This is a genomic window from Flavobacterium selenitireducens (assembly GCF_014748335.1).
Lineage (GTDB): Bacteria > Bacteroidota > Bacteroidia > Flavobacteriales > Flavobacteriaceae > Flavobacterium > Flavobacterium selenitireducens.
The window spans coordinates 1-26,504 of sequence record NZ_JAAVIY010000008.1 but is presented as its reverse complement, the minus strand read 5'-3'; the positions used below and the strand labels follow the sequence as shown (position 1 = coordinate 26,504).

25 protein-coding genes and 1 tRNA gene are annotated in these 26,504 nt (G+C 48.3%); 11 read left to right on the top strand and 15 right to left on the bottom strand.

The window, feature by feature from the left end:
• Positions 1–5: 5 nt before the first annotated feature.
• From HC229_RS12160 to HC229_RS12150, 3 genes are all read right to left on the bottom strand, one after another.
• The gene (locus HC229_RS12160) at positions 6–716 is read right to left on the bottom strand and encodes a hypothetical protein (RefSeq protein WP_191020769.1); all 711 of its coding nucleotides are present in this window, start codon (positions 714–716) and stop codon (positions 6–8) included.
• A complete protein-coding gene (locus tag HC229_RS12155; RefSeq protein ID WP_191020768.1) occupies positions 703–1,263 on the bottom strand; it encodes an RNA polymerase sigma factor in 561 nt (186 codons plus the stop codon). Before HC229_RS12155 ends, HC229_RS12160 begins: the two co-directional genes overlap by 14 nt.
• A 1,283-nt stretch (positions 1,264–2,546) precedes the next feature.
• Positions 2,547–3,524: a polyprenyl synthetase family protein gene (locus HC229_RS12150; protein WP_191020767.1), complete on the bottom strand. Its 978-nt coding sequence runs from the start codon at positions 3,522–3,524 to the stop codon at positions 2,547–2,549.
• A gap of 123 nt (positions 3,525–3,647) precedes the next feature.
• Between HC229_RS12150 and HC229_RS12145 the strand changes: the two genes are divergently transcribed.
• Positions 3,648–4,472: a hypothetical protein gene (locus HC229_RS12145; RefSeq protein ID WP_191020766.1), complete on the top strand. Its 825-nt coding sequence runs from the start codon at positions 3,648–3,650 to the stop codon at positions 4,470–4,472.
• Between the two features lie 34 nt (positions 4,473–4,506).
• Here the strand turns inward: HC229_RS12145 and rlmN are convergent, their stop codons facing one another.
• The gene (gene rlmN, locus HC229_RS12140) at positions 4,507–5,550 is read right to left on the bottom strand and encodes a 23S rRNA (adenine(2503)-C(2))-methyltransferase RlmN (protein WP_191020765.1); all 1,044 of its coding nucleotides are present in this window, start codon (positions 5,548–5,550) and stop codon (positions 4,507–4,509) included.
• Between the two features lie 310 nt (positions 5,551–5,860).
• Between rlmN and HC229_RS12135 the strand changes: the two genes are divergently transcribed.
• Positions 5,861–6,376, top strand: a complete 516-nt coding sequence (locus tag HC229_RS12135) for a hypothetical protein (RefSeq protein WP_191020764.1) — start codon at positions 5,861–5,863, stop codon at positions 6,374–6,376.
• Positions 6,376–7,017 (top strand): O-methyltransferase, encoded by a 642-nt coding sequence (locus HC229_RS12130; protein WP_191020763.1) that lies wholly within the window; start codon positions 6,376–6,378, stop codon positions 7,015–7,017. Before HC229_RS12135 ends, HC229_RS12130 begins: the two co-directional genes overlap by 1 nt.
• On the opposite strand, the gene HC229_RS12125 is transcribed toward HC229_RS12130, so the two are convergent.
• The 8 genes from HC229_RS12125 to HC229_RS12090 all read right to left on the bottom strand — a co-directional run bounded on the left by HC229_RS12125 (position 6,973) and on the right by HC229_RS12090 (position 13,852).
• Positions 6,973–7,590: a phosphatase PAP2 family protein gene (locus HC229_RS12125; protein WP_191020762.1), complete on the bottom strand. Its 618-nt coding sequence runs from the start codon at positions 7,588–7,590 to the stop codon at positions 6,973–6,975. The genes HC229_RS12130 and HC229_RS12125 overlap by 45 nt on opposite strands.
• Positions 7,587–7,913, bottom strand: a complete 327-nt coding sequence (locus HC229_RS12120) for a Sec-independent protein translocase subunit TatA/TatB (protein WP_191020761.1) — start codon at positions 7,911–7,913, stop codon at positions 7,587–7,589. Before HC229_RS12120 ends, HC229_RS12125 begins: the two co-directional genes overlap by 4 nt.
• A gap of 72 nt (positions 7,914–7,985) precedes the next feature.
• Positions 7,986–10,223, bottom strand: coding sequence for a M1 family metallopeptidase (locus HC229_RS12115; RefSeq protein WP_191020760.1), 2,238 nt, complete (start codon positions 10,221–10,223; stop codon positions 7,986–7,988).
• A 34-nt stretch (positions 10,224–10,257) separates the two neighbouring features.
• Entirely contained in the window at positions 10,258–10,758 is a 501-nt protein-coding gene (locus tag HC229_RS12110) for a DUF6702 family protein (RefSeq protein ID WP_191020759.1), read from the bottom strand.
• A gap of 9 nt (positions 10,759–10,767) precedes the next feature.
• Positions 10,768–11,508: a peptidase associated/transthyretin-like domain-containing protein gene (locus HC229_RS12105; protein WP_191020758.1), complete on the bottom strand. Its 741-nt coding sequence runs from the start codon at positions 11,506–11,508 to the stop codon at positions 10,768–10,770.
• Positions 11,492–12,166, bottom strand: coding sequence for a hypothetical protein (locus tag HC229_RS12100; protein ID WP_191020757.1), 675 nt, complete (start codon positions 12,164–12,166; stop codon positions 11,492–11,494). Before HC229_RS12100 ends, HC229_RS12105 begins: the two co-directional genes overlap by 17 nt.
• Before the next feature lie 64 nt (positions 12,167–12,230).
• Positions 12,231–12,974 carry a hypothetical protein gene (locus HC229_RS12095; RefSeq protein WP_191020756.1) on the bottom strand — a complete coding sequence of 248 codons (744 nt, stop codon included), beginning with the start codon at positions 12,972–12,974 and terminating at the stop codon, positions 12,231–12,233.
• A gap of 125 nt (positions 12,975–13,099) precedes the next feature.
• A complete protein-coding gene (locus HC229_RS12090) occupies positions 13,100–13,852 on the bottom strand; it encodes a hypothetical protein (protein WP_191020755.1) in 753 nt (250 codons plus the stop codon).
• Positions 13,853–14,011: 159 nt separating this feature from the next.
• Here HC229_RS12090 and pepE point away from each other — a divergent pair, with 159 nt between their 5' ends.
• On the top strand, positions 14,012–14,722 hold the full coding sequence (gene pepE / locus HC229_RS12085) for a dipeptidase PepE (protein ID WP_191020754.1): 711 nt from the start codon (positions 14,012–14,014) through the stop codon (positions 14,720–14,722).
• Positions 14,723–14,999: 277 nt separating this feature from the next.
• On the opposite strand, the gene HC229_RS12080 is transcribed toward pepE, so the two are convergent.
• A tRNA-Gly gene (locus HC229_RS12080) sits at positions 15,000–15,075 on the bottom strand.
• Positions 15,076–15,271: 196 nt separating this feature from the next.
• Between HC229_RS12080 and HC229_RS12075 the strand changes: the two genes are divergently transcribed.
• Both HC229_RS12075 and HC229_RS12070 read left to right on the top strand, forming a co-directional pair.
• Entirely contained in the window at positions 15,272–15,709 is a 438-nt protein-coding gene (locus HC229_RS12075; RefSeq protein WP_191020753.1) for a GNAT family N-acetyltransferase, read from the top strand.
• A gap of 5 nt (positions 15,710–15,714) precedes the next feature.
• Entirely contained in the window at positions 15,715–17,289 is a 1,575-nt protein-coding gene (locus tag HC229_RS12070) for a L,D-transpeptidase family protein (RefSeq protein ID WP_191020752.1), read from the top strand.
• Here HC229_RS12070 and HC229_RS12065 read toward each other — a convergent pair.
• A complete protein-coding gene (locus HC229_RS12065; RefSeq protein WP_191020751.1) occupies positions 17,278–17,991 on the bottom strand; it encodes a murein L,D-transpeptidase catalytic domain family protein in 714 nt (237 codons plus the stop codon). The genes HC229_RS12070 and HC229_RS12065 overlap by 12 nt on opposite strands.
• A gap of 270 nt (positions 17,992–18,261) precedes the next feature.
• Here HC229_RS12065 and HC229_RS12060 point away from each other — a divergent pair, with 270 nt between their 5' ends.
• Both HC229_RS12060 and gpmI read left to right on the top strand, forming a co-directional pair.
• Entirely contained in the window at positions 18,262–20,679 is a 2,418-nt protein-coding gene (locus HC229_RS12060; RefSeq protein WP_191020750.1) for a DUF5916 domain-containing protein, read from the top strand.
• A gap of 180 nt (positions 20,680–20,859) precedes the next feature.
• Positions 20,860–22,377, top strand: coding sequence for a 2,3-bisphosphoglycerate-independent phosphoglycerate mutase (gene gpmI, locus HC229_RS12055; RefSeq protein WP_191020749.1), 1,518 nt, complete (start codon positions 20,860–20,862; stop codon positions 22,375–22,377).
• A gap of 77 nt (positions 22,378–22,454) precedes the next feature.
• On the opposite strand, the gene HC229_RS12050 is transcribed toward gpmI, so the two are convergent.
• On the bottom strand, positions 22,455–23,726 hold the full coding sequence (locus HC229_RS12050) for an acetyl-CoA hydrolase/transferase family protein (RefSeq protein WP_191020748.1): 1,272 nt from the start codon (positions 23,724–23,726) through the stop codon (positions 22,455–22,457).
• 151 nt (positions 23,727–23,877) lie between these two features.
• Between HC229_RS12050 and map the strand changes: the two genes are divergently transcribed.
• The 3 genes from map to HC229_RS12035 form a co-directional block, all read left to right on the top strand.
• Positions 23,878–24,699, top strand: a complete 822-nt coding sequence (gene map / locus HC229_RS12045; RefSeq protein ID WP_191020747.1) for a type I methionyl aminopeptidase — start codon at positions 23,878–23,880, stop codon at positions 24,697–24,699.
• Entirely contained in the window at positions 24,699–25,463 is a 765-nt protein-coding gene (locus HC229_RS12040) for a class I SAM-dependent methyltransferase (RefSeq protein ID WP_191020746.1), read from the top strand. The genes map and HC229_RS12040 overlap by 1 nt, the downstream gene beginning before the upstream one ends.
• 453 nt (positions 25,464–25,916) lie before the next feature.
• Positions 25,917–26,504 (top strand): type IX secretion system plug protein (locus HC229_RS12035; RefSeq protein WP_191020745.1); only part of this gene is annotated, 588 nt, incomplete at its 3' end.

Below are 26,504 nucleotides of genomic sequence, written 5' to 3'. Positions count from 1 at the left end.
TTGATTTAGTGATTTTCTTCGACGTTGCGGTTCTCGACGGCAACCTTGACTTGTTGGTAGTTGCGGTTAAGGGCGCGCAATGCTCGCTGGCGTGGCGAGAGCTTTTCCTCGGCCTGGCTGTCTACTTCGAGCAGGAGTTTGCGCGCATTGACTTTGGCTCCGGATGCATTGTTGCTGCGTTTTTCGCGTGCCGCCGCCAATAGGGCGTCGATTGTTGCATCGTCCGTGGCGGGCTGGGCTTGATTGAACTGATTCGTTTTTTGATCGATGATTGGTTCAGGTTGATGATGATTGATGGTATTGTCGGCCAACTGCTGTTTTTGAACCGGATTCGCTCCCAAATGCCCAACCTTTCGGACAGCGCCTTTTTGGCTTCGCACCCGAGGTTCGGATTCAGCGATCTGCGTTTGCGGTGTCGCCATTTCAATTTCGACAGGCGCGATTTCCTCAGTTCCTTCGACAAATTGGCGATCGATCTCCTTACTTGTGCTTTTCACTTCTTTCTCGTTGAAGAACAACGTCCCGATCAACAAAAAACCCAACAGACTCGCTGCGATGAAAAGCCAGTTGAAATTTCTTTTTACAGGAATTGGTTTCGGTTGTGCCTCCGCAGAAGACAACATGGCATCCAATCTGTCCCAAGCTGCGGCGCTTGGCGTTATTTCCCGTTGGCTGAGTTTTTCCGAGAACTCCTTTTCCATTTTATTCCGTGCCATACTCGTAATTCTTTAATTTACTGATATTTTGTTGCAAAAGCCGTCTTGCGTGCGACAATTGGGATTTTGACGTCCCTTCGTTGATTCCGAGCATCTCTGCAATTTCGCGGTGTTTGTATCCCTCAATTGCGTAGAGGTTAAAGATCATCCGGTAGCCGTCCGGCAAATCGTCTATGAGGCTTTGGATGTCGTCTACACTAAGACCGCTCTCGATATCATTGAAGCCGCCTTCTACAAAATATGTGTCTTCGACAAAATTCACTCGTTTTTGCACGCGCAGCCACGAAATGCATTCGTTGACCATGATGCGCCTGATCCAACCTTCAAAACTCCCTTCGTGCTTGAAATTTGCAAGGTTGGCGAACACTTTCATGAAAGCGGTGATCATCAGGTCTTCGGCGTGGTGGACGTCTTTTGCATATTGTCGACAGACGCTGAGCATTTTGGGAGCGTGCTGCGAATAGATTTTTTGCTGGGCGTGTCGATTGTTCTCCACTGCCAAAGCGATGATCTCATGTTGCTCCTGATGTAATGCTATTACCTTCAAAACTTTTTTTAACGGGTTTCTGGTAGCTTAGACGACGCCTTTTGGAAAAGCGTTGCACGAAAAGCCGAAAAATTTAAAAATAAATGAAAAACCACTGATTTACAGGTGGTTAAAAACAACCAATTACAGTGTGATTATTCGCGAATTCGCGGCAACATCACTAAATATGCTGCATTTGAGCCAGACTGACGTTTCAAAATAAGCCAGGAAGTGAATACGCGCCCAAATATTTTAGCCGCAAATACACAAATTTAAAAAGGAAATAGTTCGCTTCAAGTGCAAAAATAAGATTGAGCAACGAACGAAATATTTTAGCCGCGGGTACGCGAAAGCGTCAAGCTAAAAGTCAATTTGCGAATTCGCGGCAACATTACTAAATATACTGCATTGCGCCAGACGGACGTTTCAAACCGAGCCAGAAAGCGGTCAGTCAACAGAATATTTAGCCGCAAATACACGAATTTAAAAAAGGAATAGTTCGCTTCAAATGCAAAAATAAGAATCGGACAACGAACAAAATATGTTAGCCGCGGATACGCGAAAGCGTCAGGCTAAAAGTCAATTCGCGAATTCGCGGCGACATCACTAAATATGCTGCATTTTGAGCCAGACCGACGTTTCAAAATAAGCCAGGAAGTGAATACGCGAACAACTATTTTAGCCGCAAATACACAAATTTAAGAAGGAAATAGTTGGCTTCAAGTGCAAAATAAGGATGGATAACGAACGAAACATTATAGCCGCGAATACGCGAATTTAGATAGGGAAATAGTTCGCTTCAAGTGCAAAAATAAGATTGAGCAACGAACAAAATATTTTAGCCGCGGGTACGCGAAAGCGTCAAGCTAAGAGTCAGCGAATTCGCGGCAATATCACTAAATATGCTTCATTCGAGCCAGACTGACGTTTCAAAACGAGCCAGGAAGCGGATCAGTCCACAAAATATGTTAGCCGCAAATACACGAATTTAAAAAAGGAATAGTTCGCTTCAAATGCAAAAATAAGAATCGGACAACGAACAAAATATGTTAGCCGCGGGTGCGCGAAAGCGTCAAGCTAAGAGTCAATTCGCGAATTCGCGGCAACATCACTAAATATGCTGCATTTGAGCCAGACTGACGTTTCAAACCGAGCCAGGAAGCGAATCAGTCCAAAAATTATTTTAGCCGCAAATACACGAATTTAAAGGAAATAGTTCGCCTTCAAGTTTCGGAATCACACTCCGACAAACTCATCCCGTTAACAAATTCTCAAATATCGCGTCAGTCTTAAAACGAATGCGATCACTTTTTGCGTTCGATCACGTAATTCACCATAAGTTCCAACGCGCTTTTGTATTCCGATTCAGGATATTTTTCAAGCAGCACGATCGCCTGGCTCCGGAATTCCTCCATTTTCGCTTCGGCATAACCCAAACCGTTGCGCTCCTTGACGAAATTGATGACTTTTCTGACGCGCTTCTTGTCTTTATTGTGGTTCTTGACCGAATTGACAACCCAGGCTTTTTCCTTTTCGGAACAATTGTTCAGGACATAAATCAGCGGCAACGTCATTTTTTGTTCCTTAATGTCGATGCCGGTCGGTTTGCCGATGGCTTCCTCCGAATAATCAAACAGGTCGTCCTTAATCTGGAACGCCATTCCGATAAGTTCCCCGAATTTGCGCATGTTCTCGACCTTCTCCAAATCGTCCGTGACCGATCTCGCGCCCAACGCACAACAACTGGCGATCAAGGTTGCGGTCTTTTTGCGGATGATTTCGTAATAGATTTCTTCTGTAATATCAAGCCTGCGCGCTTTCTCTATTTGCAGCAATTCACCTTCGGACATTTCGCGAACCGCGACGGAAATGATCTGTAGCAAGTCGAAATCTCCGTTGTCGATCGAAAGCAAAAGCCCTTTCGAAAGCAGATAATCTCCGACGAGTACCGCAATTTTGTTCTTCCAAAGCGCGTTGATCGAGAAGAATCCGCGGCGACGGTTGGAATCGTCGACCACATCATCGTGCACAAGCGTGGCGGTGTGGATCAGTTCGATGACCGACGCTCCGCGATAGGTGCGCTCGTTGACGGTTCCGCCGGAAGCCATCTTGGCCACGAGGAATACGAACATCGGACGCATCTGCTTGCCCTTCCTGTTGACGATGTAATACGTGATGCGGTTGAGCAACGCCACCTGGGACGACATCGATTCGTAGAACTTCTTTTCGAAAAGTTCCATCTCCGGCCTGATGGGTTGCTTTATTTGAGCGCTGATGTTCATTTGCCTCCCAAAGATAATCTAATGTTGCCACAAGTTCAAAGGTTAAATGAAGACGCTTTTTTTACCTTTGATTTAAATCGATAGGATTTTACCGATCTTAGCCGACCGCAAACTTTAAGCAATATGAAGATTAAATTCCTGCTATTTCTTGCCGCGACCCTATTGCTGGCGGGAAGTTGCTCTACAGAGGATGAACCTGTGCTCAATAAAAACGTGGTGCGTGACGTCAATTTTTTTGATCGCATGGCGGATGACATTTCCGTTATCGCCGAACAGGAATACCGCAACCAATTGGCAAATTCAGGAGGCCCGTCGGCACCGGAGAGCTTGATTCCTGATTGTGCGTCGGTTACGACTACGACAAGCGAAAGTTGGACAAGCGTGATCGATTTCGGAACGTCGGGATGCACATTGGCTTCAGGCGCGATCATAACCGGGAAGATTACAATCAGCGGCAGCCTGGATTTTACCGCACCGGTCTATCATGTCGATTACACGTTCGACGATTTTCATTACGCCAACCATCGTATCGCGGGGAATCAATCCATCGATTTCTCTGTGCAAAGTACCGCGGCCCAGCCCGATTTGCACGACGTCGCCGACCTCAATGTGGACATGGAAATCACCAAACCGGACGGCGTGGTTTTCCAGCACAGTGCCGACCGAAGCCGCGAATTGGTGGAAGGGCAAGGAACGTCTTCAGATTGGTCGGACAATGCTTATCAGATAACCGGCTCTTCCACCTCGACATCTTCGCGCGGCACGATTACCAGCGCGATCGACGTACCCTTGTTGTGGCGTCTGACCTGTCCGTTCATCGGAAAAGGGCAAATGCGTTTCACGATGGATTCGGATGACGCCCGTCTCGATTACGGCGATGGGATTTGCGACTATTTTGCGCTGTTGACCATCAACGCAGAATCGCCCGAAACGATCTTATTGAATTAGTCCATAAAAAAACGCCCGGCTGAGAGGGCGTTTTTTATTCGTCTTTGTTGGCGAGTTGACCGCAGGCTGCGTCGATGTCTTTACCGCGGCTGCGCCTGACTTTGACCACGATATCATTTCTTTCGAGAGCGGAAATGTAAGCGTTAACGGCTTCGGCGGGCGCTTGCTGGAATTCCCCATCGTCAATCGGATTGTATTCGATCAGGTTGACCTTGCACGGCACATATTTACAAAATTTCACGAGTGCCTCGATCGATTTTTTGTCGTCGTTGATTCCCTTCCAGACCACGTATTCGTAGGTAATGCGACTCTTGGTCTTGGCATACCAATATTCGAGTGATTCACGCAAATCGGTCAACGGAAAATTATTGGTGAACGGCATGATTCGGTTGCGTATCTCTTCGACTGCCGAGTGGAGCGAAACGGCGAGTTTAAACTTCACTTCGTCATCCGCAAGTTTCTTGATCATTTTAGGTATGCCCGAAGTGGAAAGCGTGATGCGTTTTGGCGACATGCCGAGGCCTTCCTCCGAGGTGATTTTCTCGATCGCTTTCATCACGTTCGGATAATTCATCAGCGGCTCGCCCATTCCCATGAACACGATGTTCGACAACGGACGATTGTGATACAGCCTGCTCTCGCGATCGATAGCCGCCACCTGGTCGTAGATTTCATCAGGATTGAGGTTGCGCATACGCTTGAGTTTGGCCGTCGCGCAAAAGTTACAGTCCAACGAACATCCTACCTGACTGGAAACGCAGGCTGTCGTGCGTGTCTCAGTCGGAATCAACACCGATTCGACAAGCAGGCCGTCGTGAAGGCGAACGGCGTTCTTCACCGTTCCGTCTTCGCTCTTTTGCATTTTGTCGACCTTTATATGGTTGATCACGAAGTGTTGTTCGAGCATAGCGCGCGTATCTTTCGACACGTTGGTCATGTCCTCGAAACTGTGGGCACCTTTGCTCCATAACCATTCGTAAACCTGATTGCCGCGGAACGCTTTATCGCCGTTTGCCACAAAAAAATCGCGCAATTTTTCCTTCGTCAACGCCCGTATGTCTTTCTTTTCCATTTCCACGGTGCAAAGATACGGTTTAAGTTGAAAGTCAACGCATGCGATGGTGTTACGGATTTCGTAAAGTCACCTGGAATCGGGAATTGGATTGAACTGGATTTGGAATTTAAGAAAATGTACAGGAAATCTGTAATTTGGCGAAGTGGAATTGGCTTAAATTTGATAAACATAACAGATTTTAAAAAATCTGTTATGTTTGGAAAAAACTAACTTCCAAACCGCTCGCAATCAATCCGAAAAAACCATTGACCTAGCAAATTCCTCAGAACGCCAAGGCAAAAAAGAGGAATTCGTAACTTTGAAAAAACATCCGATGAAAATCAATCTCCTAATTATCGCATTTGTTACCTCGATTTCCATCCATGCGCAAGTCCAGAAGGTCGGTTATTCCGAAAAGGACAATCTAACGGCTCTGTACTATTCCGTAAAGGCTATCGATACGGTCAAAATTCCAGGGAATTGGGAACGCGACAAACGCGATCTGGCGACATCGGTTTACCTGACGAGCCCTGACCGCAACATCGGATTCTACATCGACACGAAATCGAAAAAATACAAAGCTGCCTCGAATGAATCTGAAGCGCTCAAACTGTACGTGGCTGACAAGCTCAAAAAAATACGGCGCGCCTGGGAAGTTGACTTGCTTGCCACAGATAACCAATCCTATCAGCTCTATAAGATCAAAAACCTGCGCCATCCCGATGGAAACCAGGTTGCCTTGTGGGGAAGCCGCGGCAGATATACGTACAACATCGTCTGTTATGGCGCGATGGACGACACGACGAAGTCCGAATTCCTGATCCATTTTTTCACGAATACCAAACCCTGATGCATTTCATTTCCGAAGAACTCGAATCGTATACCGAACGCCATTCACAGGCAGAACCTCAACTTTTGGCAGATCTCAATCGGGAAACCCATCAAAAGATACTGCAACCCAGAATGCTCAGCGGACATTTACAGGGACGGGTTTTGAGTATGCTTTCGAAGATAATCCGTCCCGGGAACATTCTCGAGATTGGAACCTATACGGGCTACGCGACTCTTTGCATGGCGGAAGGCCTAACCGAAAACGGAACGATCGATACCGTCGATAACAACGAAGAATTGTTCAATTTCCAACGTAAATATTTCGATAAGTCGCCTTGGAAAAATCAGATTTTCCAGCATTTGGGAAATGCTCTCGAAATCATCCCGAACCTCAACAAAAGGTACGATCTCGTCTTTATCGATGCCGACAAGCACAATTATGCCAATTACTTCGAAATGGTCGTCCCGATGATGTCAAAAGGCGGAATCATATTGTCTGACAACGTATTGTGGAGCGGAAAAGTTTTGGAGGAAGTCAAATCGAACGACAAAAGCACCCAATCGCTACTGGACTACAACAAAATGGTGAATGAAGATCCCCGAGTCGAAACGGTTCTATTGCCCATCCGCGACGGGCTCACTGTTAGTCGGGTGATCTAGATCGCCTTTTTGCTCAGGGAAGAATCTGTTGCGCAAATATCCGTAGAGGTAAATGACGATTGTCCCGGTAACCAATCCCCAGACATATCCCGCCAATATATCGCCGGGATAATGCAATCCGAGGTAAATTCGGCTGTACGCGAAAACAACAGGAAATATGAAAAACAATCCTGTGTATTTGAGATATGGACGCAATACGCGATAGCAAAAGAATGCCACCGCCATGGAGTTCGAAGCGTGCCCAGAGATAAAACTGAACGATTTGCGCTTGATCACGGCCCTTATGAATTCCACGATTTCCGGATCGCTTCCCGGCCGCAACCGTTGAAAACCATTTTTGAAAAGATTTGTCGTTTGGTCGGTGATCGTCAGCAACAGCGCGATGCAGCCGATTATCAACAAGGCATGCTTCCAGCCCAAACGCTTAAAGGTCAGGTAGAGGATTATCGCAAAAATCGGGATCCAACTGGTGAATTTGGTTATGATGAGCCACAATCCATCGAAAGTCTCGGAGCCGAAACTGTTGAGCCAGATGAATAACTGCTGGTCGAGTTCGATGAGTTTATCGATCATCGGCTTTGTCTTTTTATCGGGCCAGACGCAATGTCTTCCAATTCCTGCCTTGTCTTCTCAAGATCTTCGGAGTTGCCCATCAAGCTGTCCTTTGCCTTGTCGATTTCAGCGGTAATGTTTTCTTTCACGTCGAAAAGCGATTTGTCGAGACCGTTCGCTTCGGCCCCTTTGTGGATTTCGCTCTTGATCTCGTTCGTGGCGTCCTTGAGTTGTCGCATGCCTTTTCCGAGTGCGCGCGCCATTTCCGGAATCTTGTCGGACCCGAACAGCATCAGTACGATAAAAAGGATAAAAATCAACTCTCCTCCGCCTATTCCGAACATGGTGAAAAATTTAGGTATTGTACAAAGGTACGAAGTTACGCGCCCCGAGGTTTTGAGTTAACAAAATTTTCGTCAGTCGAATTTGGTTTTGACGGCTTCTTTTGGCCAGGTGTTGTTGGCAATATCGACATCGGCGGTCTCCTCCTTGGGATCGACCTGGATTTTTTTCACGGTTTTCTTCACGGCGAAAACACGGGAAACCTCGGCATCGCTTTTTCGCCATATCTGGGCCGGGAACGTATGTGTTTCACTCGTTCCATCCTCAAATGTCAGTTCGACGATAAGCGGCATGACCAAACCTCCGGGCTTGTCGAAAGTAACCTGATAGAAGTATTTCGGACTGTCCAAAGCCGCGCGCTGCTCCGCCGTAAAATTGGCCTCGAGGTATTCGTTGAGCGGTTGTACCTGTGTCGGGTCGAACGCTTTCCTGAGTTCCGGTTTAAAGTTCGAATCGCCCTCGGTCACCATGAACACAAGGGGCCCGGCCATTTGCCTGCGGTTGCGACGGTTGACCTCCGGAGAATCGAAATCCTTGGGTTTGTCCGCCGAAACATAAAATTGCCTGACCTCTTTTATACCGATGTCGTTATAATCAGTGGTGTAAAACCAGCCTCTCCAAAACCAGTCGAGGTCGGTTCCCGAGGCGTCTTCCATCGTACGGAAAAAATCCTCAGGCGTCGGATGCTTGAACTTCCAACGCTGTGAATACGTTCGGAAAGCATGATCGAAAAGATCGTGTCCCAGAATCGTTTCGCGCAAAATATTGAGAGCTGTCGCAGGTTTCCCATACGCATTGTTACCAAATTGACGAATGCTTTCGGAATTCGACATGATCGGCTCAAGGCCGGACTGCGCACCGCTCATATAAGGCACGATATTTTTGGCCGGGCCTCGTGTAGACGGGAAATTCGGGTCGAAAGTCTGCTCGGCGAGATATTCCATAAACGTGTTCAAACCTTCGTCCATCCACGTCCATTGGCGCTCGTCGGAGTTGACGATCATCGGAAAGAAATTGTGTCCGACCTCGTGTATGATCACGCCCAACATACCGTATTTGGTGCGATCGGTGTATTTTCCATCGGCATCCGGACGTCCGAAATTCCAGCAGATCATCGGATATTCCATTCCCTGATCCTGGGCGTTTACCGAAATGGCCTTCGGATACGGATAATCGAACGTATATTTCGAATACGATTTCAACGTGTGAGCGACGGCCCGCGTCGAATATTCCTCCCAAAGTGGGTTTCCTTCTTTCGGATAAAGGGAAATCGCCATGATGTTCTTGCCTCCTATGTTGACGGCCATCATGTCGCATATGAATTTTCGCGAAGTCGATATCCCGAAATCGCGCACGTTCGTGGCTTTGAATTTCCAGGTTTTGCGCTTGTCGGATTGGGATTTCTCAAATTCGATCGCCTCGGATTGTGTGCGGATGATTACCGGTTTGTCATACGATTTCGTCGCCAGGTCGTAGCGCTTGAGTTCCTCGGCTGAATAAACGTCTTTGCGGTTCTGCAAATCTCCCGTCGCATCGAGGAAATGATCGGCGGGAACATTGATGTTGACCTCGAAATCACCGAACGGCAGCGCAAATTCGCCCGATCCCCAAAACTGCATATTCTGCCAGCCTTCGACATCGTTGTAAACGGCCATCCTCGGATAGAACTGCGCCAATACGTAAAGTCGGTTTTTGTCTTTTTCGAAATATTCATATCCCGAACGACCGCCGTCTTTCATATAATTGTTGATGTTGTACCACCATTTTATCGTAAACGAAATTTTTTCGCCATGCTTGAGCGGCTTGTCGAGATCGATGCGCATCATGGTTTGGTTGATCGTGTATTTCATCGGATTCCCCTTCGCGTCCGCGACCTGTTCGATCCGGAACCCGCCGTCGAATTTTTCCTCGAGGTATTTCCTTGAAAACCCGGAAACGCTGATGGTTTTGTCGGCTTTTGTGCTTTCCTGCAGCGGACTCAACGAGGTACGGGCGGCCTGGTTCTGGTCGAGCTGCATCCAAAGATATTCAAGCGGCTCCTTGGCATTGTTGTGATAGGTTACCGTTTCGACGCCCGATAATTTCGCCTCCTTGTCGTCGAGGACGAGATCCATCTTATAATCGGCTTTTTGCTGATAATATTCAGGCCCGGGCGCTCCCGAAGCCGTTCGGTACATATTTGGAGTGGCCAGCAAATCGTACATCTGGCGGAATTTATTCGTGTCGGTATGCCCCGACTCTTTGGATTTTGGCGTTTCCTGGGCAAAAACCGCCAACGAGGAAAGCAAAAGCAAGCTTGAAATTCTGTTCATAGCATCAAAAAAAAGCAATTTAAGGATTTTTAGCTCAGAATGTGAGCTTCCCGCTAGGTTCGTCAATCGTAAGCAAAAGATTTTGTTTGCTGCCGTTGATATTGGTTTGTATGATATTCTGCTGTTCCGTTACGAAGTCGAAAAGCACTTTGTTGGTAATGTCGAGGGTTTTCACGCTGACTACATCGGTTATCCTGAAATAACATATGACGACGTTATTTTCCATTTCATACGACCTGAAGTCGAGCGCTAGCGGCTGTCCATTGACTGCAACGCGAAAATTGTCGGCAATGTATTTTTTCATCGAGGCGACATCAGCCTCAGCGACATTTTTTTCGCCTATAAAAAACTTTTTTTTGTGTTTTTTCTCAAGCGCGTTGTTCAGGTCGTCGACGAAAATACGTGTCGTGATTTGAAGCATTTTCTTTTCGGACGCATAGTTGACCTGGAAAATCCCAACGTAGAATTTATGCGTCCATGCCGAACTAAGCAGCAGCACAACAACGAAGGCGAGAGCGAAACCAATTTTTTTCATTGTGCAAAATTAAGGTTTCCCGCTGGTTTCGCGATCGTTTTCTTCTTTAGCGATCATCTCCAAATAAGTTGGGGCAAGTTGTGAAATGCGCTCTAAAACCATGGGTTTGTTTTTTGCGTTCAACGCTTTTGCGACTGCCGGGTCGTCTATACAAAAATACTGGAAGCCTTTTATGTAGTCTGACGGTATCCGAAGTTGTGCGATGTAAAGCGAATCGTCGAACTGGAAGCGCAACTTTTCGAAAAGGGCTTCTTTCTTTTCGATCGACACCTGTTTTTTGAGCATCTTGGTGCGTCCGCTGATCGCGTTGGCCACGATATCGACCGGTCCTGAAGTCGCAGTATAAACCTTTCGCTCGGCCGGCGTGTATTGCTTTTGTCCTTTCGGAACAAAACCCATTGCCTCGGCGCTGATATCTTTGTTGACAACGACGTCGTCAAGCTGAATGGGCTTTGGAATCAGAACAATAGTGACCGCCTTCTTTTTGATGTCTTCGGCCTGTATTTCGTAACGTTTATACTCGTAATTCTCTGAGGGAAAAACCAGCATCTGGTCTGGCTTTGCTTCCATCAGAAACTCACCGGAAGCATTGCTCACGGCAGTTTTCTCCGTTACGATATTGACCACTTTCACGTTCATTGCCGCCGAAGAATCCGTAGCGACAAGACGGAACCTCAAATTTTGGCCGAAACTCGCGCAACTTATCATCAGACACACCAAAACCAGCGTTCCCTTATTCAGTCTCATCATTCAATTCATTGTATTTCTGGGCCATCCCGACGAGGCAAAACTCGATTTTTGCCTTTACGTTGGTTTTTAGGGCCGCGATAAATTTGGGATCGTCGATTACGTAATATCTGAAACCTTCGACCATCTCCGGACGTATATGCAGTTTTTCCGTAAAATAATCATCGGCGAACATGCTCCTGAACTTGACCAGGCGAGCCTCGGTGCGCTCGATCACGAGATTCTTTTTGAGCATCTTGCTGCGGCCGTTGATCGAATTGATGATCCCATCGACGGAAAGCGCAAAGCCCGCCGTACCGCTCCCACCGACTGCCGCATGAGGATTGATGCCGGCCTGACGCAGTCTTCGTTCGGCAACCGTATACCGCTTCTGGCCTTTTGGGACGAGTCCGAGGTCTTCAGGATTAATGCTTCTCAAAACAACGACGTCATCGAGTTGTATCGGTTTGGGGATCATGACGATCGTAATCTGTTTTTTGGCGGCGTCACCTTCTTTTATCAGATAGCGTTTATATTCGAAATTTTCCGATGGAAATACCAATAATTCATCTGTTTTCGCCTCAATCGAAAATTCGCCGTTCGCATCGCTTACCGCCGTTTTCTCGCTGACCAGATTCAATACTTTTACATTGACTGCCGGAACAGAATCTATTCCAACCAACCGAAAATTAACCTGCTGCGCCCAACTTGCGCATACACTGAATACAACCAGAAACGCAGCGGCTCTACTTCTCACCTCTTTGTAGTTCGTTGTATTTTTGCGCAAGACCGGTAAGGCTGAAATCGGTTTTGGCCTTTACGCCCGCTTCCAAAATTGCTAGAAACTCTGGCGTTTCGACGACGTAGTACTGGAAGCCTTCGACCTTATCAGATGGGATCCTGAGCTTGTCCGTAAAATACGCCTTGTCGTACATGGCATTCAGTTTAGCCAGGCTTCGCTCGCGCTTTTCGGTTTTCAAGTCTTTCTTGAGCATTTTGGTACGACCCGTGATCGCATTGATTATCGGATCGATGGGAATCGACAAACCGGCCAATTGCCCGACCAAAAGCATCGGCTTGAATTCGCCGGCCTGCTTGAGCCTTCGCTCGGCGGGAGTGTATTGTTTTTGCCCTTTGGGAACAAGACCCAAATCTTCGGGATTGATGTCGCGATTTACTACCACTTCGTCCAGCTCGACAGGTTTCGGGACGAGCGCCAATACGATTTCTGTCTTCTTAAAATCTTCTTCCTTTACCAAATAGCGCTTGTACTCGTAATTTTCTGACGGAAAGACCAACATTTCATCGACTTTGACTGCGATGACAAATTCCCCTTTGGCGTCACTTTGGGCCGTATGTTCGGTCACGATGTTGAGCACTTTGACGTTTACGGCCGGATTACCTTCGGACACCAGTCGAAATCTGAGTTTCTGGGCGCACATTGCCAAGGAACAGAACAATAAAATGACGGTGTAGGTACTTGCTTTCAATGACGGTAAGTTCGTGTTTGTTGGTAACGAAGATCAGATCCTTAATCAGTGGCGTCGGCCCGAAGCTAAAATCGCGCCAAAAACGAGATCGGCCAGCACGGTTTCAGTGAGGTGAAAGGAAATCGTTATTTGGTCTCCCCTTTTAACGTCTTTCTATATCGCGTCGCGAGGACGCCAAGTTGGAGTTCGATCTGTTCGTTATTCTCAGATTCAAGCGCGTTGAGGAACTTTTTATCCTCTACCGAATAAAAGAGGAACCCATCTACGTGAGAAGCCGGAATTTTGAGTGTGTCGGTAAAATATTTGCGCTCGTACCGCTCGCTGAGCTTTTGTTTCCACATTTGTTTTTTCTCGACCTCGACCTCTTTCTTAAGTTGTTTGTCGCGTCCGCTGAGTTTGTTGAGTGCGCCATCGGTTCCTACTGCGGTGTAAGCCTCGTCGGTCGGGCGCTGCGATTTTGTCGTGGAACCGGTATGGGCGCGGCGTTCGGCAACCGTATATTCTTTTCCCTGTGGGATTCCGAGCGAACTCGTCGTGATTTTCCTTCCGTCGACGTTTACCGCCGAAAGTTGTGTTCCCGGACGATCGAGGTCTACCAGTAGCAGTTCCTCATCCATGTCGAACCCGGTAATCACCATTTTCCTTGTCACGATTTCGATTCCCCTGAACATGAGCGTATCCCCTTTTCGCACGTTCACCGTAAAGAAACCGCCCGGCGTTGTCGCAAGCTTCTCACCCGATTGCAGGTTGGTGATCTTGACCTCATCCGCTTCGGCGGGAAGTTCACTTACCGTTACTTTTCCGGCGAGCGCCTTGCGTTTTTGGGCCGAAGAATGCAGCGCCAGCAAAAGGGTCAGTAAGAGTAGAACACGTTTCATGCGGGAAGGTTTGAGTTTGTCGAGTAAATTTATTCGAGATGTTCGGAAAATGCTCACAAGTTTATGTTAATAGTTGCTTGAAACCGTGGGTCGCGACGAGGTAAACGGTTGCGTACTTTCGCAATTCTCCCGACCTTCCCCACTTCAAAACCAAGCCAAATGAAACGACTCATCATTGCGAGTACTTCGACGCTGCACGGCGGTCGATATCTCGAATACCTCATGCCCGATTTGCGTCGCTTTTTCGATGCCAAGAAAAAATTGCTTTTTGTTCCATACGCCCGTCCCGGCGGGATTTCCCACGATGATTACACCGTTCGCGCAAAACTGGCGTTCGAAAGTATCGGAATCGAAGTTTCAGGATTGCACGAATACGAAAACCCGGTCGACGCTGTCCGGGCCGCGGAAGCGATTTTTGTCGGCGGCGGCAATACTTTCCTGCTCGTCAGCCAATTGTACAGGTTCAAGGTCATGGATGAGCTGGCCGAGGCCGTGAAGAATGGCACGCCTTACCTCGGCAGCAGTGCAGGAAGCAATATTACCGGCCTGACGATGCAAAACACCAACGACATGCCTATCGTGTACCCGCCGGATTTCCGCACGTTGGGACTTATTCCGTTCAATTTGAATCCGCATTATCTCGACGCCGATCCTCGATCGAACCACATGGGCGAAACGCGGGAAACCCGCATAAAGGAATTTCATCAGTTTAATTCGCTCCCTGTTTTAGGCCTGCGCGAAGGGAGTTGGCTGGAAGTCGAGGGTGAAAAAATCACGCTTAACGGAAGTTTGACGGCGCGGTTGTTCCTTCAAGGTAAAGATGCGGAAGAATTGCGTCCTGGTTCTGATTTGAGTTTTATCGGCAGATAAGCCTGACGGAAATGGGACCGCGTTAAGGACTGAAGCGGAAAGCCCGCACGACCAAACCAATTTTGAGCGCGAGGATTTTGGCGACCCAAGAAGCCAAAAGGCGAAGTTGCGAAAAAGGGTTTTGGACGGAGGACTTGAAGCGAAAGGCCTGACGGCGGCAAAAGATATTTGACGCTAACCGGATTTCGAAGCCGCCGGAACGCCCAACTTTTAACTTTAAACCTTGAACTTTAAACTTCAAACCCAAAACAAAAAGCCCTAGATTTCTCTAAGGCTTTGGAGCGGAAGACGAGGCTCGAACTCGCGACAACCAGCTTGGAAGGCTGGAGCTCTACCAACTGAGCTACTTCCGCATTTGTCTCACAAAACCTTTACTTTCGTAGCTGTTCGATGATTTCTGTTTTGGTGGTGCAAATATAAGACAGAAGAATCCTTACACGCAAATTTTTCAGAAATTTTTTTTAAGGTTTTTTCGGTTCGTAATTCAATGTTAAGCCTATCCCGTTGCGCGCGAATTTGTTATACCTTTAATAAAAAACCCAAACATCCATGCCCGAAATCCGCGAAATCCCTTCTTCGGAAACCTATGCGGTGCGCCATCCCGTCTTGAGGCCCGGAAGACCGGTTGAAACTTGTCGGTTCGACGGTGACGACCTAAGTTCGACGACGCATTTCGGTCTTTATGAGACAGGTGAACTCGCTGCGGTGGCGTCACTTTTCCAGAGCAAACATCCCGCATTTCCGGATCATCGGCAATTTCAGTTGAGAGGAATGGCGGTCCTCGAAGATTACCAAGGGCAAAAGTTCGGACAAATCCTTATCGAGGCTATCGAAGACAAGGCGAGACGGGCCGCGGCCGAGGTCGTGTGGTTCAACGCACGGGAGGTCGCGACCGGTTTTTACGAGAAAATGGGATATAAGCTTACCGGAAAACCGTTCCAAATTGGGGAAATCGGCACCCATTACGTGATGTTCAAGCGAATGTGAAGCCTATGCGAAAACTAATACTTTTCCTCGTTCTGCTGGGCGCGTCCGTCGGATGCAAAAAACCCGGGGCGACACCCGACAGCAAGGTTTCGGTCATAAAACACGAGCCGGGCAGCGTCGCGTTCGACTCGTCCGCGGTGGTCAGACTGGGCGACAAACAACTCACATCGTTTTACCGCGATCAACAATTCCATACGTTTTGGGTCGGCCCTGAAAGACGAAAAAAAGCCATGGAAATTCTCTCCTCCGCAGCTCGGCATGGATTGGACCCTGACGATTTCTATCTCGAGAAAATCCGCAGGTACGAAAAAAAATACCTCGATTTATCCGAGGCCGAACAACTTACCTACGAATTCCTGCTGACGCAATCGGTCCGGAAATTCCTGATCCAGGTTTCCTGCGGAAAACTCAATCCGTACCACATTTACCCGAATTGGGACTTGCCCCAACCGAGTTTTAACGTCAACCAAACGCTGGCACAGGCGGTTTCTGGAGATTCGCTCCAACGAGTCGTTTCGAAAATCGAACCTCAGCACCTGGTTTACAAACGTCTCAAAAAAGCATTGTCGTTACTCGATTCGTTCGGAAAAGACACGCTAACGCAAATTGTTTTTTCCCATAAGATCAAACGCGGTGATTCCTCGGCAACGGTAATAGCGATCAAGCGACGCCTGATGTTTTGGGGCGATCTCGAACCGTCGGACAGCATAACGGCCTGGTTCGACAAAAAGACATCGAATGCGATGAAGAAATTCCAACTGAGACACGGATTGGTCCCTGACGGCGTAGTGGGCGCCGGAACCGTTGCGGCACTCAACTTCACCAAGATCCAACGCAGGCAGCAAGTCATCGCCAATCTCGAGCGTTGGCGCTGGTTTCCTCATGAAATGGGTAAACAGTACGTGATCGTCAATATCCCGGATTATCGCTTGCGCGTCGTCAAAAATGGCGATACGGTAGATACGAGGCGTGTCGTCGTGGGAAAAGAAAAACGGAAGACGCCGGTTCTGTCGTCGGTTTTTTCGGACGTCATCCTGAATCCTACCTGGACGGTTCCGCCTACGATAATAAAAGAAGATTTAGGACCCGATGCGGCAAAAGACACAAACTACTTCCGAAATCGCCGCCTGACGATCTACAATTACAAAGGCGAGGTCGTATCGGCCTCAAAATGGAATTCCGCCAAACCGAACAATTATCGCTATGTCCAGGATCCCGGTGACGACAATTCGCTAGGCAACGTGAAGTTCAATTTCAGGAACCGGTTTACGGTTTATTTGCACGATACGAATCACCGCGACTATTTCAGCCGGAATTACCGCAGCCTGAGCTCGGGTTGCGTGCGTGTACAAAATCCACTGCCGCTGGCCGCTTATCTGATCAACGATTCCGTAAGATGGAACCTCGACAAAATAAATGAGGTGGTCGCCACAAGGGAAACCACCTACATTAAGTTGAAAAACAAGACGCGCATCCATCAATTGTATTGGACGGCCTGGATGAATAAACGAGGCGAACTCGAGTTTCGTGAGGACATCTACAATTACGACGCCGACTTGTACAAGCGTTTACGACAGTAATTTGCTGAAGTTCTTTTCTCCTGACGGATGATAAATGAACAACAACGACTTGCCTTTGATCGTACCGATGATTTCCTTTGTCAGTTCGTTAGGCAGCGCCGGACATCCCTGGCTTCTGCCAAGACGGCGATGAGCAGCGATAAAGGATTCCGAAACATAGTCGGCAGCGTGCATCACGACGCCTCTTGCGCGGGCTTTGTCGTTTACGCCGGCCTGTAATCCGTCGAGTTTGAGCGATTGCCCATGCTTACCATTGTAGATTTCGCCCGTAGCGTAAAAGCCGAGGCTGCTCATATATGATTCCGACTTGTTCGAAAACTTAGTGGCGAATTCATCTCCGGTGTTGCGTCCGTGGGCGCAAAGCGAATTGAACAACACGGTGTTCGTGGCCAGGTCGATAACCCACAGGCGCTTTGTGTTGGAAGACATCGTAAAATCGATGACGGTCAAAATGTCTTTGGCGACAACTCCTTGGCTCTTCAGTTTGTAAAAACCTTCTAGGGCTTTGTAAAAACTTTGCTTCGTTGGCAGTGCAAATTTTCCTGCATTCAGGGTTCCGTACACATTCTCAATCTTCATTTCCACGGCCGACTTCTCATTGGCGGCAATGGTCTTCTTCACGGGTTTCTCGGTCTTCGTCGGTGTTGCGGATGTAAAGGCAAAAACGGCAAATAAGAGAACAGGGAAAATTCTGTAAATCATTGAACTTCTTGGTTTTAAATTTAGATTCAGGGACGCCAAAAATAAGGATTAAAAGTTACCATCCCAACTTTTTATAAAAAAATTACCGATTAACGGCAAAATATGTCGACAAAATGCATTAAGCATAGTGGCTTCACGATTCGCCGGGACGATGATTTAATCCAAAATTTCGAGAGTGAGGTAGTATAACGGTCTGAATTGCATTTTATTGTAAATAAATTGTTATTTGGAATTAAATACTAAATTTGTTCCACCAAACGCTTCCCCTGAATGACCCGTTTTACAACCCTTTCAGCGCTTTTCGCTCTCCTGTGTTGGCAATTCGCTGCGGGTCAGAAAAAAACACTTCAAGCCGTATCTGCTACCGAAAATATTACCGTTAACGGAAAACTAGACGAGCCGATCTGGCAATCCGCTCCGGTTGCGGCCGATTTTATCATGTTTGAGCCTGACAACGGCAAACCGATCGACCCTTCCAAAAAAACCGAAGTGCGCGTGCTTTACGACAATCAGGCAATCTACATCGGGGCGACGTTATACGACGACGAGCCGTCCAAAATGCTCAAGGAAATTACTGAGCGGGACGATTTCGGAACCTCCGAACACTTTGGCGTTTTCATTAACGGCTTCAACGACGGACAGCAGGACTATCGTTTTTTCGTGAGCGCCGCCGGCGTGCAAATGGACGCCTTGGCCGTCGAGGAGAACGAGGATTTTTCGTGGAACGCCATCTGGAGCAGCGACGTCCAGGTCACCGATTCGGGCTGGGTCGTGGAAATGCGCATTCCTTATGCCGCACTTCGGTTTTCCAACGAAACGGTTCAAACCTGGGGATTGAATTTCTATCGCGAACTGCGCCGGTACCGACAAAAATATACCTGGAACCGCATCGACACTAAAATCGGGGCGATCATTCCGCAGGCCGGAATCCTCGAAGGCATCGAGAACATCAAACCGCCCACGCGTTTGTTTTTCATTCCGTATGCTTCTTATTATTACGACTATACCGATCACCAATCCAGCAACACCTTCAAGGCCGGCCTCGACATCAAATACGGGATAAACGATTCTTTTACGCTTGACGCGATCCTGATCCCGGATTTTGGCCAGACACGCTTCGACAACGTCATCCTGAACCTTTCGCCTTTCGAGCAGCAGTTCAACGAAAACCGTCCTTTTTTTACCGAAGGCACGGATCTGTTCAACAAAGGCGCGCTCTTGTATTCGCGACGCATCGGAGGGCCACCGTCGACGACTGCGCTCACGAACGTAGACGAAGAAATCATCGACCAACCGAATTCCGTGGACCTGATTAATGCCTTAAAACTTTCAGGCCGAACCAAAGGCGGGCTGGGCGTCGGAATTCTCAACGCGGTCACCGAAAAAACGACAGCTACCATTCGAAATACCGTAACCGGCGATCAGCGCAAAGTGGTTGTCGAACCGCTTACCAATTACAACCTGGTCGTACTCGACCAGCGCTTCCAGGGAAATTCTTCGGTATCGTTGGTAAATGCCAATACGACGCGAAACGGCAATTATAGGGACGCCAATGTATCGGCTCTCGTGTGGGACCTGAATACGAAAAAGAACACGTACAAACTTGCAGGTGATTTCAAATACAGTTACATCCACGAGTCGAATCTCTCCGGAATAGGCGATTACGATGGCTTCAAAACCGCTTTGAACTTTATCAAGACGCACGGCAACCACCGTTACGATCTACTGGCGAAGTACATCTCCAAAGACTATGACATCAACGATCTGGGCATCGCCTTTATCAACAACTACTATAATTTCTACGCAAATTACAATTATCGGATCCTCAACCCGAACAAAACCTTCAATACGTTTCGTTTCGATTTGTCCTCTTCGATAGAATTCCAGAACCAAACCAGCAAGGTCCAGGATTATTATTGGGTCGCATCGACGAACTTCAACAGCAAGAAAAACGATTATTGGAATTTTTCGGCCAACATAAAGCCGATGATCACGTATGATTTTTACCAGCCGCGTGTCTACGGAAGATATTCCTACAATCCGCGTTCGGCCACGTTCAGCACGCTGTTTTCATCGAACTACAATCGAAAGTTCGCCATCGACGTGAATCCTTACGCGAGTTTTACGGACGACAACGACCGCAATATTTTCGAGTTCTACATCGGCCCGCGTTACCGCATCAACGACAAATTGTTGCTTGTGCTTTCGGGCGATTACATCTTTCATACGAACGACCGTGGCTTTGTCGATATCGATGGTTCGGACATTATTTTCGGGGAACGCGACCGCAAGACCGTCACCGCCGAACTTTCGGGACGCTATTCGGTCAACAATCGCATGACATTCAATGTGACGGCGCGCTACTATTGGAGTTATGCCGAATACGACGAACTGTTTGCGCTGCGCAACGACGGTTTTCTCGACTTCCGATCCAACGATCCGGCCGTGGTCGCTCCATATGACGAGAACCTCAACCTTTGGAATTTCGACCTTACCTATTCGTGGTGGTTCGCCCCGGCCAGCCAGATTTCGGTTTTGTACCGCAATAACGCCGGAGATTATCGCACCGCTATCGAAAACAACCTGAGCCGCAACCTCGACAACCTGTTTGGCAACAACCTGAATTCCGTATTTTCGGTCAGCATCCGATATTTTATCGATTACAATTCCCTCAGACGTAAATCTTAACGAACAATTCGCACCGCCCCAACTTTGCGATTTTGTAAATGCGTTATCTTTGCAAACTGTCGGTTATTTGTTCAATCCCTAACCGACAAATTCGCCAATTCGCTAATTCGCAAACCAGCCAATTCGCTAATTCGCTAATTTTCTAATTATCTAATCGACTAATTATCTAATCACCTTACCATGAACAACAAAGTCATCCTGATGATCCTCGACGGCTGGGGCATTTCTCCCGACCCGAAAGTTTCGGCACCAGACAACGCCAACGTTCCCTTCATCAATTCTCTTCCTGAAAAATACCCTCACGCCACCTTGCGCACCGATGGGCTCAACGTTGGCCTTCCCGACGGCCAGATGGGAAATTCAGAAGTAGGGCACATGAATCTCGGCGCCGGACGTATCATTTATCAGGATCTCGTCAAGATAAACCTGGCGGTCGAAGATGGCTCCATTGCGCGCGAAAAGCCGCTTGTCGACGCCTTCCAGTATGCCAAGGATCACAATAAGGACGTGCATTTCCTCGGTTTGGTTTCAGACGGAGGCGTTCATTCCCACATCAACCATATCAAAGGACTCGTCGATGCCGCCGACGATTTTGGGCTTAAAAACGTTTTCGTTCATGCGTTCACGGACGGACGCGATGTCGATCCAAAGTCCGGCGCATTTTTCATAGGCGACCTCAAACACTATCTTGAAAACAAATCGGCGAAAATCGCATCGGTCGTCGGGCGTTATTTTGCCATGGACCGCGACCGCCGCTGGGAACGCGTCAAGAAAGCCTACGATTTGCTCGTCCACGGAATCGGGACGCCTACGACAGATTCGGTCCACAGCATACACGAAAGCTACCAGAACGGCGTTACAGACGAGTTCATCGAACCCATCGTCGTCACCGGCGACAACGGGCAACCGCTAGCGACGATCAAAGAGGGCGATGTCGTGATCTTCTTTAACTTCCGTACAGACCGCGGACGCCAGATGACAGAAGCGCTTTCGCAATCGGATTTTCATGAGCAGAACATGCACAAGCTCAACTTGTACTATGTGACCATGACGAATTACGACGACACGTATGAGAATGTTCACGTGATTTACGACAAAGACAACATTACCGAAACCCTCGGTGAAATCATTTCAAAGGCGGGAAAGAAACAAATCCGGATTGCCGAAACCGAGAAATATCCGCATGTCACGTTCTTCTTTTCAGGCGGACGCGAAGAACCTTTTCAAGGCGAATCAAGGATTTTGAGAAACTCGCCAAAAGTGGCCACTTACGATTTGCAGCCTGAAATGAGCGCCTACGAACTCACCGACGCTTTGGTTCCGGAGCTTGAAAAAGGCGAAGTCGATTTTGTGTGCCTCAACTTTGCCAACGGCGACATGGTAGGCCACACCGGCGTTATGGAGGCAGCGATCAAAGCCTGCGAAGCGGTCGACCGATGTGCCGAGAAAGTCATCAACGCCGCCTTGGCAAACGGCTATACAACTATCGTGATCGCCGACCATGGCAATTGCGAAACGATGATCAATCCTGACGGAAGCCCGAACACGGCCCATACGACGAACCCGGTTCCGATGGTTTTGGTAGATCCTGACAGAAGATCGATCCGCGACGGAATCCTTGGCGACATTGCCCCGACGATTCTCGATATCATGGGAATTGCCAAACCGGATGCGATGACGCGCAGTTCGCTGCTCTAAGCACGTTCTGAGTACAATGCCAATTCGCGAATTCGAGGATAAACAAACCCGAATTCGCGAATTTTTTTTTGTTCCTATCAAGCCTTAAGCAATTCGGAATACTGTTGCTCGATGCGTTCCCGATGATCCGGGTGCGCAATGTCCGTCATGGCTTTGGCGCGTTGCTTCAGCGTTTTCCCGTAAAGGTCTGCGATGCCGAATTCCGTCACCACATATTGGACGTGCGCCCTGGTAGTTACGACTCCGGCGCCTTGCCTGAGAAACGGTACGATGCGGCTCTCCCCTTTTTTGGTTACAGACGGTAGGGCAATGATTGCCTTTCCGCCTTCGCTGAGTGCGGCTCCTCTCATAAAATCCATTTGTCCGCCTACGCCCGAATACATTTTGCCTCCAATGGAATCGGCGCACACCTGGCCCGTAATATCGACCTCGATTGCCGAGTTGATCGCCACCATTTTAGGGTTGCGGCGAATCACGGAAGTATCGTTCACGAATGACGATTCGCGCATTTCGATGAACGGATTGTTGTCTACAAAATCGTACAGGCGCTGGCTTCCGATAAGGAAAGTCGCCAAAGCGCGCCCTCTTACGACGCCTTTCGCACTGCAATCGATCACGCCGCTTTCGATAAGGTCAATGACGCCGTCCGAAAACATTTCCGTATGCAAACCGAGGTGTTTGTGATCTTTGAGATTCGCCAGGGCGGCATTCGGGATCGACCCGATTCCCATTTGCAGCGTGCTTCCGTCATCGATCAGCGAGGAGACGAAATGTCCGATTCGGGCTTCCTGATCTGAAATCGCAGCCATTTTCTGGGCGTATAATGCGACTTCCGCTTCGACGAGAAAATCAATCTTTGAAACCGGGATCACACTATCTCCAAACGTTCTCGGCATCCGTACATTTACCATCGCGATCACCGTCTTCGCATTCTCGATCGCGGCCAATGTCGCCTCTACCGAAACACCGAGCGTGCAATAGCCGTGTGAATCCGGAGGGGAAACCTGGATCAGGACGACGTCGATCGCGAGAACGTTTTTGCGGAACAACCTTGGGATTTCGCTCAAAAAAACCGGAGTGTACGATCCGTTGCCGGCTTCGAGCGTGTGACGGACATTCTTACCGATGAAAAACGAATTTACGTGAAAACTCTCATGCAGATCAGGATTTGCATAAGGCGCTTCACCTTCTGTGTGCATATGGCAGATTTCGACGTCGCGCAATTCAGCCGCCCGCTCTGAAAGTGCTTTGGTCAATAGGTTCGGCGTTGCCGCAGCTGCATGTACATACACGCGGTCTCCTGATTTTACGATCTGAACGGCCTGGGCCGCAGTGACATACTTGCTCATCTTCTAAATTTAGTGACAAAATTAAAGCAAGCCACCGCGTTCACCTATGATAATTGTCATATCGTACGTTCACATTTATTTCACGGATAATATTGTATTTTTGCAGCCGATTACGGCTAAGGCCGATTGTATTTCGTTAAAATCAACCGACATGATTATCCCTAAAACCCGCGAACAGATCGAACTCATGCGCCAAAGCGCGCTTTTGGTTTCCAAAACCCTGGGCATGATCGCCTCTGAAATCAAGCCAGGCGTCACGACGTTGCAACTCGACAAAATGGCGGAGGCGTTCATTCGCGACAATGGCGGCATTCCCGGATTTTTGGGACTTTACGGATGCCCGTCGACATTGCTGACAAGCGTAAATGAAGAGGTCGTCCACGGTTTGCCGACGAATCGCCCGATCGAGGAAGGCGACATCGTATCGGTCGACTGCGGCGTGTTGATGAACGAATATTATGGCGATCACGCCTATACGTTTGAAATCGGAGAAGTGGCACCCGCTACCAAGAAATTGCTTGAGGTGACCAAGGAGTCGCTTTACATCGGGATCAGGGAATTCAGGGCCGGAAACCGCGTGGGCGATGTGGCCAACGCCATCCAGACGTACACAGAAAGTTTTGGTTATGGAGTGGTGCGCGAACTCGTCGGACACGGGCTTGGCAAAAAAATGCACGAAGAGCCTGAAATGCCCAACTACGGGAAACGCGGCAAAGGCAAGATGTTCTCCGAAGGCATGGTTGTCGCCATCGAGCCGATGATCAACCTTGGCGTGCGCAACATCAAAACCCTCAAGGACGGCTGGACGATCGTAACGGCCGACAAAAAACCGTCAGCACACTTCGAACACGACGTGGCCATCATAGACGGAAAGCCGGAATTACTTTCCACCTACGCCTACATTTACAAGGCACTCGGAATCGAAAGTGATGAAGAGCAGGAATTCAGACGTGAGGCCTTAGTGCTATCGTAATGAAGAAACTCTTCAAATTCATACTCAACGCGATTCCGCGACCGATCCTGATCCGGTTGAGTTACGTCGCGCGCCCGGTTATCGCGGCAGTTTTGGCCGGCGACACTTTTACCGATCCTATCGACGGAAAAAGTTTCAGGAAATTCCTGCCTTACGGATACGGGAAGCAACGCGATAACGTATTGTCGCCGAGCACGCTTTCGCTCGAACGCCATCGCCTGCTGTGGTTGTACCTGAAAAATGAAACGGATTTTTTTACGGCTCCGAAAAAGGTGTTGCATTTTGCTCCCGAACAGGCGTTCTACAAATTGTTCCGCAACCAAAAAAACCTCGATTATACCACGACGGATTTGTATTCGCCTCTGGCCGACGTCAAAGCGGATATCTGCAATTTGCCGTTTGATGACAACCAATACGACCTCATCTTGTGTAACCACGTTTTGGAACATATCCCGGACGACACCAAAGCGATGCAGGAATTATATCGCGTGATGAAGCCCGGCGGAATGGGAATTTTCCAGATTCCCCAAGATTTGAAGCGGGAAACGACATTTGAGGACGACTCGATTACCGACCCTAAAAAGCGGGCGGAAATTTTTGGCCAATACGACCACGTTCGCGTTTACGGGCGCGACTATTTCGACAAGCTGAGAAGCATTGGCTTTACGGTCGTCGAAGAAGACTATACGAACAAAATCGCCCCGGGACTCGTGGAAAAATATTGCCTGGCGGCCGGTGAAATAATTCCTGTGGTATTTAAATAGGGATTTTTTTGTTTGGCGTTCGGATGAGTGCCGGTCAAATGCAGGAAATAAAAAAGGTCGCGCTTGACAGATATAACAGATCTTTCCAGATCTGTTATATCTATAAAAATAAGGTTTTCGCGCCACATTCAATTACAGTTTTCCTGTACTTTTTGTTAATTGGTTCTTGCCACAACTTTAGCATCCTCGAGATTTCTTAGGTTGTGATTCCCTGCCCGTTTCGACCTTTCACCACTTTTTAGCCCGGATAGCAGCGGCTAGCCTTTTGGCGGGAAATGCTAATTTTGCGCCGCAGCGAGGGCGACCGGAGGAAGCCCGAGCCGCGGTTTGCAAAATGGTTTTTCGCGCCGAAAGCTAATAGCGGATAGCCGGATTGGCTCCCATCATCGGCATTGTTTTTGGGGAACGCCTTGACGCATTTTTCCTATATTTACGAAATCTCAATTCCTCACCATGACAAGATTCCTCACGGCTGCTTTGCTGTTGCTCTTTGTTGCGACCAACGCTCAGGTCGAAACCGAAATCCAGGCGCCTTATAACATACGCTCGATCATGTTTACCCAAACCAGCGGACAGAATGTGATCCCGATTTTTTCGCTCAACGATGGATTCACTGTTCAGTTTGACGATTTGTATGGTAACGAGGCCAATTATTATTACCAAATCGTGCATTGCGATTACGATTGGAGGCCGTCCCAGCTCGTGAAACAGGAATATTTGTCGGGTTTTGACGACATCCGCATCCAAACCTATACGAACTCTTTCAATACGCTTCAGATTTATTCGCATTATACGATCTCGTTCCCGAACCGCCAGACGCAACTCAAAGTAAGTGGGAATTATATGTTGAAAATTTTGAATGAAGATCGGGACGTCGTATTCTCGCGAAAGTTCATTTTGTATGAAGATCTGGTCGCCGTTCCGCTTCAGGTAAAGCGCGCCCGTACGATAGACGCGATGCCGCATATGCACAACATGGACTTTGCGATCAAGTCTCCGAATATCATTTTCCAGAACCCGCTGAAAAACGTGAAGGTGATG

Coding starts and splice junctions, on each gene's coding strand:
- HC229_RS12160 (WP_191020769.1), bottom strand. CDS start 716: ATGGCACGGAATAAAATGGAAAAGGAGTTCTCGGAAAAACTCAGCCAA.
- HC229_RS12150 (WP_191020767.1), bottom strand. CDS start 3,524: ATGAACATCAGCGCTCAAATAAAGCAACCCATCAGGCCGGAGATGGAA.
- HC229_RS12145 (WP_191020766.1), top strand. CDS start 3,648: ATGAAGATTAAATTCCTGCTATTTCTTGCCGCGACCCTATTGCTGGCG.
- HC229_RS12135 (WP_191020764.1), top strand. CDS start 5,861: ATGAAAATCAATCTCCTAATTATCGCATTTGTTACCTCGATTTCCATC.
- HC229_RS12130 (WP_191020763.1), top strand. CDS start 6,376: ATGCATTTCATTTCCGAAGAACTCGAATCGTATACCGAACGCCATTCA.
- HC229_RS12125 (WP_191020762.1), bottom strand. CDS start 7,590: ATGATCGATAAACTCATCGAACTCGACCAGCAGTTATTCATCTGGCTC.
- HC229_RS12120 (WP_191020761.1), bottom strand. CDS start 7,913: ATGTTCGGAATAGGCGGAGGAGAGTTGATTTTTATCCTTTTTATCGTA.
- HC229_RS12115 (WP_191020760.1), bottom strand. CDS start 10,223: ATGAACAGAATTTCAAGCTTGCTTTTGCTTTCCTCGTTGGCGGTTTTT.
- HC229_RS12110 (WP_191020759.1), bottom strand. CDS start 10,758: ATGAAAAAAATTGGTTTCGCTCTCGCCTTCGTTGTTGTGCTGCTGCTT.
- HC229_RS12105 (WP_191020758.1), bottom strand. CDS start 11,508: ATGATGAGACTGAATAAGGGAACGCTGGTTTTGGTGTGTCTGATGATA.
- HC229_RS12090 (WP_191020755.1), bottom strand. CDS start 13,852: ATGAAACGTGTTCTACTCTTACTGACCCTTTTGCTGGCGCTGCATTCT.
- pepE (WP_191020754.1), top strand. CDS start 14,012: ATGAAACGACTCATCATTGCGAGTACTTCGACGCTGCACGGCGGTCGA.
- HC229_RS12075 (WP_191020753.1), top strand. CDS start 15,272: ATGCCCGAAATCCGCGAAATCCCTTCTTCGGAAACCTATGCGGTGCGC.
- HC229_RS12070 (WP_191020752.1), top strand. CDS start 15,715: ATGCGAAAACTAATACTTTTCCTCGTTCTGCTGGGCGCGTCCGTCGGA.
- HC229_RS12065 (WP_191020751.1), bottom strand. CDS start 17,991: ATGATTTACAGAATTTTCCCTGTTCTCTTATTTGCCGTTTTTGCCTTT.
- HC229_RS12060 (WP_191020750.1), top strand. CDS start 18,262: ATGACCCGTTTTACAACCCTTTCAGCGCTTTTCGCTCTCCTGTGTTGG.
- gpmI (WP_191020749.1), top strand. CDS start 20,860: ATGAACAACAAAGTCATCCTGATGATCCTCGACGGCTGGGGCATTTCT.
- HC229_RS12050 (WP_191020748.1), bottom strand. CDS start 23,726: ATGAGCAAGTATGTCACTGCGGCCCAGGCCGTTCAGATCGTAAAATCA.
- map (WP_191020747.1), top strand. CDS start 23,878: ATGATTATCCCTAAAACCCGCGAACAGATCGAACTCATGCGCCAAAGC.
- HC229_RS12040 (WP_191020746.1), top strand. CDS start 24,699: ATGAAGAAACTCTTCAAATTCATACTCAACGCGATTCCGCGACCGATC.